The following is a 15,500-nucleotide window of genomic DNA, read 5'->3' as shown; positions in this document are numbered from 1 at the left end:
TGGCCCGTGGCCGTTTTTCCACAAGGCTTGCCCCCGGCGGCGCGCGCGCCTAGGCTCCCCTTTCGCCGCAGGAAACGATAAGCTGGATTTCGCGAGATGACTTTGCGTAACGGGCGGGAATTCCTCGCTATTCCGGGCCCGACCACGGTGCCCGACGAAGTGCTGCAGGCCATGCACCGGCCGGCCATAGAGATCTATTCCGGCACGCTTTTGGACACCACCATGCGCTGCCTGGACGATCTGCGCGGTATCTTCGCGACCGAGGGCCGGACCTACATCTATGCCGCCAACGGTCACGGCGCCTGGGAAGCCGCGCTCAGCAATACCCTGTCGCGCGGCGAAAAGGTGCTGGTGCTCGGCTCCGGCCTCTTCGCGCCGGCCTGGGGCGAGATGGCGGCGATGCAGGGCATTGTCGTGGAGGAACTGCCCGCCAGCTACCGCCATGCAGTGGACCCTGCCGCCGTAGAGGAACGCCTGCGCGCCGACACGGCGGGGGAGATCAAGGCGGTCCTGGTGGTCCAGGTCGATACCGCCTCCAGCATCGTGAACGACATTCCGGCGATCCGCCGCGCCATCGATGCGGCCGGACACGGCGCGCTCTTCATGGTCGATGCGATCGCTTCGCTTGCGACCATGCCTTTCGAAATGGATGGCTGGGGCATCGATGTCGCCGTGAGCGGTTGCCAGAAGGGGTTGATGACCCCGCCGGGCCTCAGCTTCGTTGCGGCCGGCAAGCGCGCCCTGGAAGCGCATGAGAAGGCCGACCTGCGCACCTTTTACTGGGACTGGACCCAGCGCGAGGGGCCGCGCCACTACAACAAGTACTGCGGCACCCCGCCGGAACACCTGCTGTTCGGTCTGCGCAAGGCCATGGACATGTTGCTCGAGGAGGGTCTGCCGGCGGTTTTTGAGCGCCACCGCATTCTGGCTGAAGCGACGCGGCGTGCGGTCGCCGTCTGGGCCGAGGGTGGGGCGTTGGCTTTCAATGTGCTGGAGCCTCGGGCCCGGGCCAATTCGGTGACCACCATCCGCCTTGAGGGGCACGAACCGGCAGAGCTGATCGGCTATGCCGACAAGATGCTTGGTGTCGTGTTGGGTATCGGGATCGGCGATCTCACCGGTCAGGCCTTCCGCATCGCCCATATGGGTCATGTGAACGCACCGATGATGCTGGGCACGCTGGCGATTGTGGAGTCCAGCTTGGCGACGCTCGGCATCGCTCATGGCAAGGGCGGCATCCAGGCCGCCGTCGACTGGATCGCCGAGGCGGCGCCGGCGACAGTCCAGGCGGCCGGGGCCGAAACCCTGGCCGGTCCGCGCGCTGCCGCCCCAGGCGAATAGGCTGGCCTACCCTACCAACTGCCGCCACCGCCCCCACCACCGCCGCCGCCGGATGAGCCACTGCTCGAGAAGCCGCTGGAGAGGCTGCTGCGTGGCGGGGTCGAAGCGCTTGAAAGCGTGCTGGTGAGGCCGCTCGACAGGCTGGAGGTCAGGTTGCCGACGCCCCGGTAGCTTCGGTGTGTATGGTGCCAGCGCCGGGGCTGCTCAGCCTGGCTGAGCACGGCGGCCCCGGCACTTGCCGTAAAGCGGCTCGTCCATCGCCTTTCCACGTCCAAGGCCATCGCATAGGGCAGGTGGTGCTCGAAGACGTCCAGGGTCATCTCGGGTTCGCCGGTCAGAAGGTTCAGGCGCTCGCCCTCAGCCACTGAAAGATAGAGGCGGTAGCCTTCGATCTGTTCGACCACCCGGCGTCCCAGCCGTGTCGGTGCTTTGAGGAGATACCAGTAGACAAGCACCAGAAGGAAGAAAGCGCAGCAGAGGGCGAAGGTCGCCGGCCCGAACTGGTCAAAGACCAGATAGAGCCCGCCGAGCAAAGGCAGGTTTCCGATTCCGGCGAACGGCATGGAGAGCAGGAATATGATGATCTTTTTGGGGTGGCGGTCCTTGAGGGCCAGGAAGAACCCTCTCGTCACCTTTTCCTGCAACAGCATGGCGGGGATGAAGAGCGAATACGCCAGAAGGACGGCGAAGACGATGGCGAAGGCGGTGACGATTGCGCCGAAGGAGGCGGTCATGCTTACGGCCACGCTCACCAGGCCCAGCACCGCACCGAGCATCCAAAACCGCCTGTTGTTGCGGAAGTAGACGTCGTCGTATTCGCGTTGCAGCACCCACTGCAAGGCACTGACGGCGGTGGTGATGACGGCTGAGGGCTCTTGCTCGACGACGAGCCTGCCGGTGCCGTCTGGAAACAGCTTCTGCATGACCGTCGCTTCCCCCGGCGGCAACTTACCGGAAGGCGCCGACTTCGCTGTCAGGACGAAGCTCTTGTCGTCCCTCTCCTCAATGGTCAGCAGGCCCTTGATCGCCAGGCTGGTGAGCGCCACCGTAAAGGCCTGTGCCGCGTTAGTATCCTGGTCGCGGGACAGATTCCAGATGAACCCGGTGGCCGCCGGCGACAGCCCTTCCGGGGCATCGAAAAGCGGGACAATGACACCCTTGTCCGGGTCGCGGCCGACCCGCATCCATTGCCAATGGAAGTAACCGAAGGTGATCAGCAGACCCGCCAGACCGGCGAGCAGGCGGAAATTGTCGGCGACAACAAGCCCGAGGTCGTCCGGGCGCTTGGCCGGTGTGACATAGCCCTTGGGCCAGGAGACGGCGATCGTCAGGCCGTAGCCGGGGTGAAGCGGTTCGGTCGTGGCGAAGCGGATGCTGCCGTCTGCCGCTGTGTCCTGCGTGAAATCTCTCTGCTGGCTGCCTTCGTAGCCGGTATAGGCGGTAATGCCGATGGGCTCGGCACCGGCCGGAAGACGCACCAGCGCCTCCGCCCTTTCGATGGTGTGGGCCCAGTCGTTGCCGGTCACATTCCAGTAGAGTTCGTCGGCATCTTCTTGAAACAGGAGCTGCCGGTCGGTGCGGTAGACCAAGCGGTAGCGATGCACGCCTTCGTGCAGGAAGAGCGCTTCCCGGCCGATGCGCACTCTTGTGCCGGCGGCGAAGGGCTCGAGGACATAGGGCTCCGGACGCCCGTTGCGGCTTACCTTCAGCACTTCGAAACCCACCCGCTTGATGAGCCCGAAGCTGTCGCGATAGGTCGTCGGAAAGTCACGGAAGATACCGCGCTTGCGGCTGCCGGGTGAGACCAGGAAATCGATCTCCTCGGTAACCAGCAGGTCGCCGTTTTCCTTGATCTTGATGCCGGCGGCAAAGCGCGGGATGCGGTCGTCGTCCGCCGTAGACTGCGCGGTGGCTGTGCCGGTGGTCAGCAAAGCCGAGATGATCGCGGCCCCGAGGCAGCACAGGAACTCCCGCAACCTCATGTAACTTTACCCTGGCTGACTTTTGGCAGAGTCCGATCCGCGGCCGAGTCGACCTCGTAGTAGTTCGCCTTGCGAAAACCGAAGGGTCCGGCCACCAGGTTGCTGGGAAAGGAATCGATCAGGGTGTTCAGGTTACGCACCGCCCCGTTGTAGTAACGCCGGGCCATCTGGATCTGGTCTTCGATCTCGTTCAGGCTCTCCTGAAGTGCGAGATAGTTCTGGTTTGCTTTGAGGTCGGGGTAGTTTTCGGCAACGGCGAAGAGGTTCATCAGGGCGCCGCTCAGTTGATCTTCCAGGTTCGCGCGTGCCCCGGCAGGTTCACCTTCCGCCACCACCGCGCGATGGCGCAGCTCGGTCACGCTCTCCAGGATATCGCGCTCGTGACTGGCGTAGGTTTGCACCGTCTCCACCAGATTGGGAATCAGGTTGGTGCGCCGTTTCAACTGTACGTCGATGCCGCTCCAGCCTTCCTTCGTCTGCTGGCGGCGCGCGACCAGGCGGTTGTAGATCAGGACCGCCCAGATAAGCGGCAGCGCTACGAGCGCAGCGATAATGACGAGGTTCTGCATGATTTCATCCCTGGTTTACCGGTTTTCTTAGTCGCAGCGGAGCCCTGGAAGGTTCAACCCCTGCGGCTTTCTTGCGGGCCGAAGGATCGGGACGTGCCGTGGTGCGTGGCCCGGTAAAGCGCCGCCCAAAGAGTGTGGAGAACGCCGCCAGAAATTTCGATTATCGTACTCAATTGGCCGCAGGAAGTACGGGTGAGCGGTCAGCGCGCCAAGGGCGGCTGCGCAAGGCGAGTAGGTCAGTTCTTGTCGTGTTTTCGGCGGTAGTTGACGACCCGGTTCCAGGCCCAATCAGGTTGCCCTGTGAAAATGGTGAGCAGATCGCCTGCCTCGGCGATCTCGAGGCCCCGGTCTGTTGCCTCCTTATCCGAGTCGACGACTGTCACGTTTGCTGGATCGAGGCGGTGGCCGAGCAGGGCTGTGGCCAGGCGTTTGGGAATGTCCTGTGAGGGGAAGCCTCTGAGCGGTTCCAGGTCATCGCTCCGTCTCACGTTGCGTGAGCAGATGAAGCTGTCGAACTTATCGGCAACCATATCGGCGACCTCCTGTATGTGCTCGCCATGCCAATGACCGAAGGCGGCCAGGACGCAGATGCGGCGGCCATCGGTCTTCAACGATCGCAGAGTGTCGCAGACGGCGCCAAGGCCATCGGGGTTGTGGGCGTAATCGATGACGACCTTAAAGGGATGACCGTCAAAGACATTTAAACGGCCGGGATTGCAGTTATGGTCGCTGTCGAAACTGGCCAGGGCCGCGGCAATATTTTCCCGCCGGATACCCAGGCCAAGTGCAAGCCCCACTGCGGCCATGGCATTCTCGACATTGTGCCGCGCCGCGCCGCCCAGGGTGGCCGGTATTTCGGCGACGGGGATCACGGTATCGCTCGATGTTGCTTTGTGCAGGACAAGGGCGAGCCCCCTGCTTTGTTCTTCCAGGCTGATTGCCAAACCGCCCTTGTCGATATGCTGTCGCAGGGTATCGCGGAGGCCCCCTGCAGTGAACAGACAGACCTGCTGTGGTTGTTTTTTCGCCGCAAGGGCAAGACAGCGGGTGTCGTCTGCATTCAGCACCACCAGGCTGCGGGCTGCCTCCACGACCTTGCTTTTGAGGGTCGCCATCTCGTCCAGGGTCTCGATGCCGTCGTAGCCGAGGTGATCCGCCCTCACGTTCAGGACGGCGCCGACATCGCACCAGTCGAAGGCCATGCCGCTTTTGATGATCCCGCCTCTCGAGGTTTCCAACACGGCAACCTCCACCGCAGGGTCGCGGAGCACCACGCGGGCGCCGGTGCCGCCGGCGAAATCGCCCTGCGCGACCAGGTCGCCGTCGATATGCACGCCGTCGGTGGTGACCAGGCCGACCGATCTGACGTCAATCTCAGCACCGGCGATGCGAAGGATATGCGCCAGCATGCGCGATGTCGTGGTTTTACCGTTGGTGCCGGTAATGGCCGCAATGGGGATGCGGCCGTTGTGCTTTTCGGGAAACAGCATATCGATAATGGGGCCCACCACATCGCGGGGCGGCCCCTCGGCGATCTGATGAGGACGCAGGCCGGGGGAGCTGTTGATTTCGCATATGGCGCCGCCGACCTCCCGGTAGGAGCGCCCGATATCCGGAGTAAGGAAGTCGATACCGACCACATCCAACCCCGACACGCGGGCGGCTCTTTCCAGCATTGACCGATTCTCGGGGTGGACCTTGTCCGTCACGTCAATGGAAGTCCCGCCGGTGGAGATGTTGGCAGTACCGCGCAGCTCGACCAGCTTTCCTGTGTCTGGAATGCTGTCGGCTGTGTAGCCGCGTTTCCCCAGCATCCGTTCGGTTTCATCGTCAAGCTCGATACGGTTCATCAGCTTGGCGAAGCCGATACCGCGCCTTGGATCCTTGTTTTTCTCCGCCACCAATTGGGTGATGGTGCTCTTTCCGTCGCCGGTCACGGCCGCAGGGAGACGGAGGGCGGCAGCGAGGATCTTGCCGCTGACCACCAGGACCCGGTGATCGCTTCCATTTATATAGCTTTCGACGGCCACCAGTTCGCAGTGCTGCCGGGCAAGGTTGAATGCGGAACGGATGGCCTCATCGCCCGTCGGCCGGACAGTGATTCCTCGCCCCTTGCTGCCGTCCAGTGGTTTAACGACCACAGCCGTACCCATCTGGTGTGCAGCCCGCACAGCCGCTTCCGGATCGCGGACGACCGCCTGCCTTGGCACCGGAAGGTGAACCGAGGCGAAGAGCCGGTGCGTCGACGCCTTGTCACGTTGAATCATCGCCGAGATCTGGGGCGTGGTGTCCGTTACGGTCTCGCGGATGCGGCGCAGGTGGCGGCCTTGGCCGAACTGCACCATATGCCTCGCCCGGTCGAGGACGAACCAGGGAATCTCGCGGCGCTCAGCCTCCGCGATCAGAGCCAGGGCCGTCTGATCCAGCGCCATGGCCTGCGATCGGCTTTGAAAGGCGGTCAGTACCTGCTCGGGGCTGAGGGAGTCAGGAAGGGTGTTGGCTGGGCGCGCGTCGGGTGGCAGCAGCGAAAGCACAATACTGATCGCCGCTTGTCCGGCCCAAAGGCCGATGTCCGGATCGTGATAGTGAAAGAAAATGTCGGCCGTTCGGCTGCCGTCCTTGCGTCTTAGGCCGACCGGGTTTGTGCTGCTGCGATCCAGACCCTGCAGTTCGACGGCGACGCGGGCTGCGATATGGCCGAGCGGCGGGCCCTTTGCGGTTGCTAGATCCGACGCGAAGCCGTTGGGCTGATTCGACTGTCCGGGATGGCCGGTCAGGCCGGGCATCAGCTTCAGTAACGCATCCGCGCAGGATCGGCCAATATCGCCGTCGGGCCAGCACTCAGGCCCGTCGATTTCAACAGACAGATGCACCAGAGGCGTCGGCGCAATGATGTTTGGTCCGACATAGGCACGTGCCTTGATGATCTTCATGCAACAGTCAACTCAAGTGTTCCTGACAGGCGCACAGCATAGCGACTGCTGGCCTGTCCGGCCAAGAGCCGTGACGGGCGTCAGCCCGCCTGCGGTGTCACTCTACGGGATTGTTCGGCCAGTCGGGCCAGGGCGGCGGCGGCGAGGCAGTAGAGCGCGGAGCCGGCGGCAATGCTCTCCATGGCGACGCCCTGGTCGATCAGCAAACCCATGAAGGCCGGGGCCAGGCCTGAGGAAAACACCATGGCGGCCTGGCCGAAGGAGCGGATCGCGCCGAGATGGGTGACCCCGTAGAGTTCCGCCCAGAGGGCGCCGAGGATGACGCCCGCAATCCCGGCGTTCATGCCCATCAGCCCCAGGAAAAGCGGTGCCGTGATGACGGCGTCGCTGCTGACCAGTACCAGGCAGGCCAGCGCCAGGGGCGCCAGGAACAGGGTGACGAGCCGACGGGCGCTGAAGCGGTCGACCAGCAGGCCGCCGACCATGAGGGCGGCCAGGGAGGCGAAGGCGAAGACCAGGTAGGAACCGGCGAGGAGCGACAGCGGCCAGCCTTTGGTCTCGGCCAGGTGGACCTGGTGGAAGATCAGTCCGGTAAAGATGAAGGAGGGCGCCAGCAGGGCGGGCAGCCGCAACCACAGGCCGGGATCGCGCAGCACCGCAGCCAGCCGCCAGTCTTGCGCGGCGGTGCCGCTGCCGCCTGCCGTGCGCGCGCTGCTGAGCGCTGCGTCGCGCGCGCGCTGGCCCTTCAACAGGATAAAGACGATCGGTGTGAGGGCGAGCAGGGCGAGGCCGGCACCGGTCCAGATATCCTGCCAGGCGGCGATTGTCAGGGCGGCGACGACAAGCCCCGGCAGGACGGCGTCCCCCAGGGTATGGCCGAGGGAGGCCAGGGAGACCACGCGGCCGCGCTCAGCGGTGAAATATCGCCCCATGGCCACAATGGCCGCGTGACTGGAGAGGCCCTGGCCGAAGAGGCGCAGGCCGAAGATGGCCGGCAGCAGGATCGCAGCGCCCCACCCGGCCGTACCCAGACCGCCGGCCAGCGACCCGGCCATGCCCATGAAGAGGCACATGGCCGCCAGTCCGACCAGGGTCGCGGCGGCGAAAACCGCCAGGGGCAGCCGGTCGATCAAACGGCCGAGCCAGACCAGCACCGCAGCGCTGATCAGGGTTCCCGCCGAATAGATGGCGCCGAAGTCGCCGTCGCTCAGCCCGAAGCTCCGGCGGATCTCGCCGCCGAAAAGCGCGATGAAAAAGGTCTGTCCCAGGCTGGAGCAGAAACACATGAAAAACCCGAAGGCGAGCAGCCGGCCATGGGCGCGGAGAAAGGACAGGGGAAGCATTCGGCTCTTCTACGCCGATCCTTAAGGCAAGGGAAGGGCGCGCGCCGTAAGGCTTTCCTGGGTGCCGGAGTACAGAAAGGTGCGACTCTGGACCCGGTTCCAGCGGTTCATTGGCAAACAAGTGGGGTCTCGTCCTCCTGATGCCCAGCGCACCGACTGCGGAGGAACCGGTTCCCTTTGCCCCGTGGATTGCGACCAAGGCGTGCAAATCTCCAGGGCACTCTCAGTGACGGGGAAAACATAGGTAATTCAATTGCTTCGTGTCTCTTGAAGAGAAAACGACCTTGACCATTACCTCTCGTTTGATGTATCTGGGGTTGATCAAATGCACCGTAATTGTGTCTTTGAGTTTGTTCGCCGACTGCAGCCCGAGAGTGGCTGCTGCATCATCAATCTGCAGGTGAAACGGCGAACCAGTCTTATGAAATTGTTTGAATCCAGCACTGGGAACGACGCCACCGCTTCGGGCTCTTTGTTGCGCATTGAGGCCATTACCAATGCCGCATTCCTGATCACCCTTGCAGACGGTCGGACGATACTGACCGACCCCTGGTTCAGCGACGGTATCTACTACGGCAGTTGGTATAACTTCCCGCCTTTGTCGGAAGCGCAGAAAAAACGCTATCATTCGCTGAGGCCGGATTTCATCTACATCAGCCATCTGCATCCAGATCACATGGACGCACGGACACTCGCGCACTATGACAGCGCGACGCCCCTGCTCATCGGGGCACTGCCGATGCCTCATCTGGAACGCAATCTCAAGGATATGGGTTTCAGTGATATAAGGGTGCTGCCGTTGGATGAAACGGTCGCTATCGAAGGGATCACAATCACCATTCTCGGTCAGTTCGAAGGTACCAGCAGCGGCGATGTCAGTGATGTCGACTACGAAATGGACACTTCACTGGTTCTTGAGAGCGGCGGCCGGCGACTGTTGAATGTCGTCGATAATCCGATCAAGGAACACGATGCGGTGCGGATCGTAGAACGCTTTGGTTCTTTTGATACGGCGATCATTCCCTATGGCGGGGCCAGTTTCTATCCCCACGCCTTTCCTCAGTTCGACGCGGCGGAGAAGGCGCGCCGCCGCGATGCGCTGACTGAGCGCATGCTGGACCAATTTGTTGAAATCGCGGGAATTCTAAAGGCATCCAAGACGATTCCCGCGGCCGGGTCCTATGTTATGGGCGGCCGGATCGCCGAGTTTTCAGAGTACCTGCATCAGGCGGCTCCCGGTCAGATCCGTGCCCGCTGGGCGGCGGCGGGGAACTCGCCCGAAGCGCTCTCCATTCTGGGGCCTGGCGACTCGCTTGATGTTGCAAGCGGGGCCATCGAGATGCTGGGTGGTGCCCTCAGTTTCAACTCCGAGGACCGGCTTGCCTATGCCAGGACACTGCGTAACAGACCGCTGGATCAGGATCTGATCTCGGTGCCCCGCGGCTTCAAGATACCCTGGAAACGCATGCTTCAGCGTGCACGCGCTGTGCTATGGGGCTATCAGCAGCGCTTTTCGGCCTGTCCTGAGCACGATGTGATACTGGTGATCACCCCGGGTAAAGGCATTGCTCTGCCAGAAGACAGATCGATCTGCGTCTCAATATCTCTGGACAGCGAGGAGTTGCGATTCGAAGCCGCCGCCCCTGTGCCAGGGCGGCCTTGGTCGCAGTTCACTCTGGATGCAGCGATGATGCTGATGCTGCTGATCCAGGCGGCAAACTGGAACAACGTCGAGATTGCGGCGCTTGTCGAACTGGAACGCGAGCCGGACCGGTACGATCCAACGCTTCACACCTTGATGAATTTCTTTTTCATTTAGATGCTGATGCGGTGATGTTGCCAGCGGCACGCAACGCCGGGTGCCGCCAAAGAACCTTTGGAGAGAGCACAGGTTTTCTGCGCCCCGGTCTTGATGGACTCTTGCCGAAGCAACTGGCCTACTGAACGGGACAACAACGGAGGTGCGAGTGGTTGACCGCGATGGAAAATCCTGGCCGGCATGGCAATTGGTTGATACGCCCGATGGATTTCGCGCTATATCCCCGCGTCCTTCGCCCGAAGATTTGAAGAGGCACTATAATGACCTCTACTTCGTGAAAGGCGGCGCGGCCAATCAATACACCTATGAATACACGGCAGCAGAACTGCGGCACAAAGACTTGGCTTTTGCGGAAGCAGCGGCCCTCGTGCAGCCCGACAGCGGGTTTTATCTCGATCTGGGGTTTGGCGAGGGTTTCGGGCTGGCGTACTTTCGCGACCTCGGATGGGAAGTCACCGGGGTGGATTTCACGACGACGGGGATCGATCAGTACTTTCCCGAGTTGGCGGATCAGGTGATCGTTGGCGATCTCTTTGAGGAGATCGACAATCTGGTCGATGCCGGAAAGCGCTACGACCTCGTTGTCGTCAACAACGTCCTTGAACACGTGCTGGATCCGGGCGTCATGGCGGCGTCGATCCGCAAGCTTTTGACCCCTAACGGTATCGCCAGAATTGCTGTCCCGAATGATGGTAGCTGGCTGCACGAACTATTGATCGGCAGTGGCCGGGCCAATCCGGATTTCTATGTGAGTCCACCGGGTCACCTACAGTACTTCACCATTGCCTCTTTGACCCGTTTCCTCGAACGTCACGGCCTCGCTGTGGTGGACATGATGGGTGAATTCCCCATCGATATTTTTCCGCTCAATGAAGACAGTAACTACCTGCGCCACCCTCCGAAGGGGCGGAACTGCCATTTCGCCCGCGTTGAATTCGAACTGGGTCTTTGGGATCAAGGCATTGATGCGCTCATCGCCTTTCGCCGCGGGTGTGCCGCTGGGGGCGTCGGACGCAACCTTGCCGCCTATGTGAAAGCCCAAACCTGACGCCGGTTTCTTTCCGGCTGTTCGTTCTCGCCTGAAGGCGGTTTACCCTTGGCTGTTTTCATGTTTGGGCAAGTCATCGTTCAGACGCACCCAGGGCAGCCTTTCCGCCCAGTGAACATGGAAGTCGGGCACGAAATCCTCCGGCTTCTCCAAGCTGGCGGCGTAGAAATGGGTTTCCTCCGGCCAGCGGTCGCTCTCATAGGCGACGGGCGCGCCGCAGTTTGCGCAGAACAGCCGCCGCACGCCGGGTGAGGACTCGTAAACCGCCGGGGCTTTGCCGGTATAGCGGTAGGCCGTCTTGGGGACGCCGAAGAAGGTGGTGAAGGGTGACGAGGTGTTGCGGCGGCAGGACTCGCAATGGCAGTGGCCGCGCCAGTTCTCCGGTCCTTCGTACTCAAATGAGATTTCACCGCAGAGGCAGCGCCCTCTTTTCGGGTCCATCGCGCTTCTCCTTCGATAACAGTCTTGCGGCCAAAAGGTGATCCTATCCCTTGCCCGGCAAGATGGGTAAGCTCCTTACGCTGGCAGGCAACAAGGGAAACGATCATGCGGCACGTCAGGCGAGTTATCGGCACCCTCATCTGCGCTCTGGTCTGGACCTCGTTTTTGGTTTCGGTATCCGCCCGGGCCCAGGAGCAGTCGACCCCGGAACGGGTGGATCTGGAACTGGTGCTCCTCGCCGATGCATCGGGCTCCATCGACGACGGCGAGATCTTCTTCCAGCGCCGGGGCTATGCCGAGGCGATCACCGACCCGGACATCCTGGCGGCTATTTCCCTGGGACAGGACGGCCGCATCGCCGTCACCTATGTGGAATGGGGGAGTGCCGAATCCCAGGAGGTGGTCGTGCCCTGGACCATCATCGACGGCGAGGCTTCCGCGGCGGCCTTTGCCGAGCGGCTGCTGGCGGTGCCGCGTCTGGCCTTTGGGCGCAATGCCATCGGCTCGGCGCTGGCCGCGGGGCTTGCCCTCATCGAAGGCAACGCCATCGACGGCTACCGCAAGATCATCGACTTCTCCGGCGACAGCGCCAACAACTGGGGCGGCCTCCCGATCGAGGTGGCACGCCAGGCGGCTCTGGCCGCCGATGTCTCGATCAACGGCCTGGCCATTCTCTGCCGTGCCTGCGAATCGGGTCGCCCCGTCTCCTATGATCTGGAAGAAGCTTTCGAGCAGGAGATCATTGCCGGCCCGGCGGCCTTCGTGGTGACGGTCGACGGCGATCAGAGCTTTGCCGCCGCCGTGCGCCGCAAGCTGCTGCTGGAAATCGCCGGGGTGCCGGATGAGCGCAGTTTTCGCCAGCGTTTGGCGGCTGTCCGAGAAATCGACTAAGCGTTACGGCGCCGGTGGAACGGCGACGCCGTGGGCGGCGATCATGCGGTCGATCTCGGCCAGGGCGAAACCGGCGAGGGCCTGTTGATCGGCCTGGACCTGGGGGTCTTCTTCGCTCAGTTCCCCGATCAGCAGGATGTTCTCGTCGTTCAGCCGATTGGCCGGGTCGGTGTAGTTGAAGCTGCCCGCGATGATCAGCGAAGAATCGATCACCATCAACTTGTGGTGCAGCTTGCCCAGGCCGTTCCTGCGCGATGCCAGAAATGCTTCGCCGCCGGCGTTGGCGACCAGCCGGGTCGCGGCCCAATCGCGGTTGCCCTGGCCGGAATCGAAGATGCCGCGGATTGCAATACCGCCGTGCGACATGGCGACCAGAGCGTCGTCGATGCCGGAGGACTTGGAGAAGGTGAAGATCGCGAAGTCGACCCGCTCGCGCGCCTTCAGGATCTGTTTCATGATCTCCATCTCCGGCGCGTGATCCGGCGCGAAGAGCGCACGGACCCGCACGCCGGCCACCCGGTTGTTGCGCGGCGAGGGTTCGTGGCGGTTGCGCTTGCGCCCGAAGGTGCCGGTCCAGATTTCCTCGAACTCCAGGTCGTATTCGTTGCAGACCCGCTGATCGTGCAGGATCACCACGTGATTGAGGTTCCGCCCGACCCCGGTGGGGGTGAAGTTGGTGGAGCCGGTCAGCAGCGCGCGTCTGGTCTCGCCGCTGTCGCGGATGATGAATTTCTGATGGAAGATGTCCGGGTTGTAGTCGGCCCGGGCGTCGATGTTGGCGCGCAGCATGGCGGCGAAGAGGGCGCGGTTTTCTTCGTCTTCCGCCTCGCCGATGTCAAAGGGGTCGGGTGGCGGCTTGCCGGCGCGCAGATAGTCCTGTTCCAGCACGATGCGCACGCGCACGCCGCGCTGTTTGGCGCGCACGAAGGCCTCGGTGATGGCGCGGGACTCGACCTCCTGCACGGCGGCGTCCAGGCTCACCTTCGCCCGGTCGATGAAGCCGACGATGGCGGCTTCCAGGTCGTCCGGCGCGCCGATGGCGCTCGGTCCCATGTGCAGTTCGATACGGTTCTTCAGGTTAAAAGGCATGGTCGCAACCCCGCTGGTGACCGGACAGGCCGTAACAGCCTAACCCGCCGGGCGTTACAGCCCAAAGACGATTCCCCAAAAGAAAACACGCAAAAGGGGTGTGCTGCGGCACACTGGGCCGGCACGATAGGGCAGTCTTGTCCTCCCGCGCGTCGTCGCTAAGCTGCGGGACTTTTTCCCGGCAACGAGGTCCAGAGCATGCAGGCATTTGATTTGAGCGGAAAGGTGGCGCTGGTCACCGGCGGCAACGGCGGCATCGGCCTGGGTATTGCGCGCGGGCTTGCCAAGGCCGGTGCGGCGCTGGCCATCGTCGGGCGCAGCCCGGAAAAACTCGCAGCGGCGACGGCGGAACTGGAGCGCCTGGCGGCAAAGGGCGCAAAGGTCATGGGGCTTGCCTGCGACGTCTCCGACGAAGCTGCCGTGGCCGCCATGGTCGAAGAGATTGCCGCCGGGCTCGGCCGCCTCGACATCCTGGTGAACAACGCCGGCACCAACATCCGCAAGCGCCCGGAGGACCTGGCGGCGGACGAATGGCACAGGGTGATGGACGCCAATCTCACCAGCACTTTTCTGTGCTCGAAGGCCTGCTATCCGCAGATGAAGGCGGCCGGTGGCGGCAAGATCCTCAACAACGGCTCCATGCTGTCGATCTTCGGCGCGCCCTGGAGCCCCGCCTACGGCGCCAGCAAGGGGGGCGTGGTGCAGCTCACCAGGTCCCTGGCGGCGGCCTGGGCGAGGGACAACATCCAGGTCAACTGCATGCTGCCGGGCTGGATCGACACCGACCTGACCCAGCGTGCCCGCAGCGAGATCGAAGGGCTGAACGAACACGTGCTGCAGCGCACCCCGGCCAAGCGCTGGGGCCGGCCGGCGGATTTCGAGGGCCTGGCCGCCTTCTTCGCCGGGCCGGCCTCGGACTTCATCACCGGCGCGGCCTTGCCGGTCGACGGCGGCTTCTCCATTTCGCTATAAACACCGCAACGGAGCCGCGCCATCGAAAGGATCCCCCAGCCCGTGAGCGATTTCATCTCCGCCCTGCCGAAAGCCGAACTGCATATCCACATCGAAGGCTCGCTGGAGCCGGAGATGATGTTCGCCCTGGCCGGACGCAACGGCGTCAAGCTGCCCTACGATTCCGTGGAGGCCGTGCGGGCCGCCTACAGCTTCGCCAACCTGCAGGAGTTCCTGGATCTCTACTACCAGGGCATGTCGGTGCTGCTGCGCGAGGAAGACTTCTACGACCTGACCCTGGCCTACCTGCGCCGTTCGGCGGCCGATGGGGTGAAGCACACGGAGATCTTCTTCGATCCCCAAGGCCACACCAGCCGCGGCGTCGCCTTCGCCACGGTCTTCAACGGCATTCATCGAGCGTTGCAGGACGGTGAGCGGGAGTTGGGCATCACCTCGAAACTCATCCTCTGTTTCCTGCGCCACCTGCCTGCCGAAGACGCCATGGCGACCCTGGAGGCGGCGATGGACTACCGCGAACATATCGTCGGCGTCGGCCTGGATTCCTCCGAGAACGGCCATCCGCCGGAGCTCTTCACCGCGGTCTTTGCCAAGGCCCGCGAAGCCGGCTTTCTGGCCGTCGCCCATGCCGGCGAGGAGGGGCCGCCGGCCTATGTCTGGGGCGCCCTCAACGCGCTTGCCGTCGACCGCATCGACCACGGCAACCGGGCGCTGGAAGATCCGGCGCTGGTGGCCGAACTGGCCGCGCGGTCAATGCCGCTGACGGTCTGCCCGCTGTCCAATCTCTGTCTCGGCGGGGTCACCGACCTGGCCGACCACCCCCTGCGGGCCATGCTGGATCACGGTCTCTTCGTCACCTTGAACTCCGACGATCCGGCCTACTTCGGCGGCTACGTGAACGAGAACTACCGCGCCATGCAGCAGGCCCTCGGCCTCAGCGATACCGTGCTCGGCCAGATCGCCCGCAACTCCTTCGCCGCCTCTTTCCTCGACGATGAAACCAAGGCTGCCCGCATCGCCGAAGTCGACCGCTATGTGAACGGTGGATAGGCGGCGATGGCTCACAAAGGCTGAT

12 protein-coding genes are annotated in these 15,500 nt (G+C 63.1%); 6 read left to right on the top strand and 6 right to left on the bottom strand.

The window, feature by feature from the left end; genetic code table 11:
* Nucleotides 1–96 precede the first annotated feature (96 nt).
* On the top strand, nt 97–1,341 hold the full coding sequence (locus HBA54_RS04470) for a pyridoxal-phosphate-dependent aminotransferase family protein (RefSeq protein WP_167221830.1): 1,245 nt from the start codon (nt 97–99) through the stop codon (nt 1,339–1,341).
* Nucleotides 1,342–1,352: 11 nt separating this feature from the next.
* On the opposite strand, the gene HBA54_RS04465 is transcribed toward HBA54_RS04470, so the two are convergent.
* From HBA54_RS04465 to HBA54_RS04450, 4 genes are all read right to left on the bottom strand, one after another.
* Complete coding sequence (locus HBA54_RS04465) at nt 1,353–3,323, bottom strand: DUF2207 domain-containing protein (RefSeq protein WP_167221828.1); 1,971 nt, start codon at nt 3,321–3,323, stop codon at nt 1,353–1,355.
* On the bottom strand, nt 3,320–3,892 hold the full coding sequence (locus tag HBA54_RS04460) for a LemA family protein (protein ID WP_167221825.1): 573 nt from the start codon (nt 3,890–3,892) through the stop codon (nt 3,320–3,322). The genes HBA54_RS04465 and HBA54_RS04460 overlap by 4 nt, the downstream gene beginning before the upstream one ends.
* A gap of 236 nt (nt 3,893–4,128) precedes the next feature.
* Entirely contained in the window at nt 4,129–6,825 is a 2,697-nt protein-coding gene (locus tag HBA54_RS04455) for a Mur ligase family protein (RefSeq protein ID WP_167221823.1), read from the bottom strand.
* A gap of 80 nt (nt 6,826–6,905) precedes the next feature.
* A complete protein-coding gene (locus HBA54_RS04450) occupies nt 6,906–8,168 on the bottom strand; it encodes an MFS transporter (RefSeq protein ID WP_167221821.1) in 1,263 nt (420 codons plus the stop codon).
* A 400-nt stretch (nt 8,169–8,568) separates the two neighbouring features.
* On the opposite strand from HBA54_RS04450, the gene HBA54_RS04445 reads away from it, so the two are divergent.
* Both HBA54_RS04445 and HBA54_RS04440 read left to right on the top strand, forming a co-directional pair.
* Nucleotides 8,569–9,987 carry an MBL fold metallo-hydrolase gene (locus HBA54_RS04445; protein ID WP_167221819.1) on the top strand — a complete coding sequence of 473 codons (1,419 nt, stop codon included), beginning with the start codon at nt 8,569–8,571 and terminating at the stop codon, nt 9,985–9,987.
* 148 nt (nt 9,988–10,135) lie between these two features.
* The gene (locus tag HBA54_RS04440) at nt 10,136–11,035 is read left to right on the top strand and encodes a class I SAM-dependent methyltransferase (RefSeq protein WP_167221817.1); all 900 of its coding nucleotides are present in this window, start codon (nt 10,136–10,138) and stop codon (nt 11,033–11,035) included.
* A 42-nt stretch (nt 11,036–11,077) separates the two neighbouring features.
* Here HBA54_RS04440 and HBA54_RS04435 read toward each other — a convergent pair whose 3' ends face one another.
* Nucleotides 11,078–11,476 carry a GFA family protein gene (locus HBA54_RS04435; RefSeq protein ID WP_167221815.1) on the bottom strand — a complete coding sequence of 133 codons (399 nt, stop codon included), beginning with the start codon at nt 11,474–11,476 and terminating at the stop codon, nt 11,078–11,080.
* Nucleotides 11,477–11,581: 105 nt separating this feature from the next.
* On the opposite strand from HBA54_RS04435, the gene HBA54_RS04430 reads away from it, so the two are divergent.
* Nucleotides 11,582–12,367: a DUF1194 domain-containing protein gene (locus HBA54_RS04430; RefSeq protein ID WP_167221813.1), complete on the top strand. Its 786-nt coding sequence runs from the start codon at nt 11,582–11,584 to the stop codon at nt 12,365–12,367.
* 3 nt (nt 12,368–12,370) lie between these two features.
* On the opposite strand, the gene HBA54_RS04425 is transcribed toward HBA54_RS04430, so the two are convergent.
* On the bottom strand, nt 12,371–13,456 hold the full coding sequence (locus HBA54_RS04425; RefSeq protein ID WP_167221811.1) for a phospholipase D-like domain-containing protein: 1,086 nt from the start codon (nt 13,454–13,456) through the stop codon (nt 12,371–12,373).
* Between the two features lie 198 nt (nt 13,457–13,654).
* On the opposite strand from HBA54_RS04425, the gene HBA54_RS04420 reads away from it, so the two are divergent.
* Both HBA54_RS04420 and HBA54_RS04415 read left to right on the top strand, forming a co-directional pair.
* Entirely contained in the window at nt 13,655–14,428 is a 774-nt protein-coding gene (locus HBA54_RS04420) for an SDR family NAD(P)-dependent oxidoreductase (RefSeq protein ID WP_167221809.1), read from the top strand.
* Nucleotides 14,429–14,470: 42 nt separating this feature from the next.
* Nucleotides 14,471–15,475: an adenosine deaminase gene (locus HBA54_RS04415; RefSeq protein ID WP_167221807.1), complete on the top strand. Its 1,005-nt coding sequence runs from the start codon at nt 14,471–14,473 to the stop codon at nt 15,473–15,475.
* Nucleotides 15,476–15,500 lie beyond the last annotated feature (25 nt).

Source organism: Pelagibius litoralis (genome assembly GCF_011683915.1).
In the GTDB taxonomy this organism is placed as follows: Bacteria; Pseudomonadota; Alphaproteobacteria; order Kiloniellales; family Kiloniellaceae; genus Pelagibius; species Pelagibius litoralis.
The sequence above is the reverse complement of the archived record's forward strand: the minus strand, read 5'-3'. Positions and strand labels throughout refer to the sequence as shown.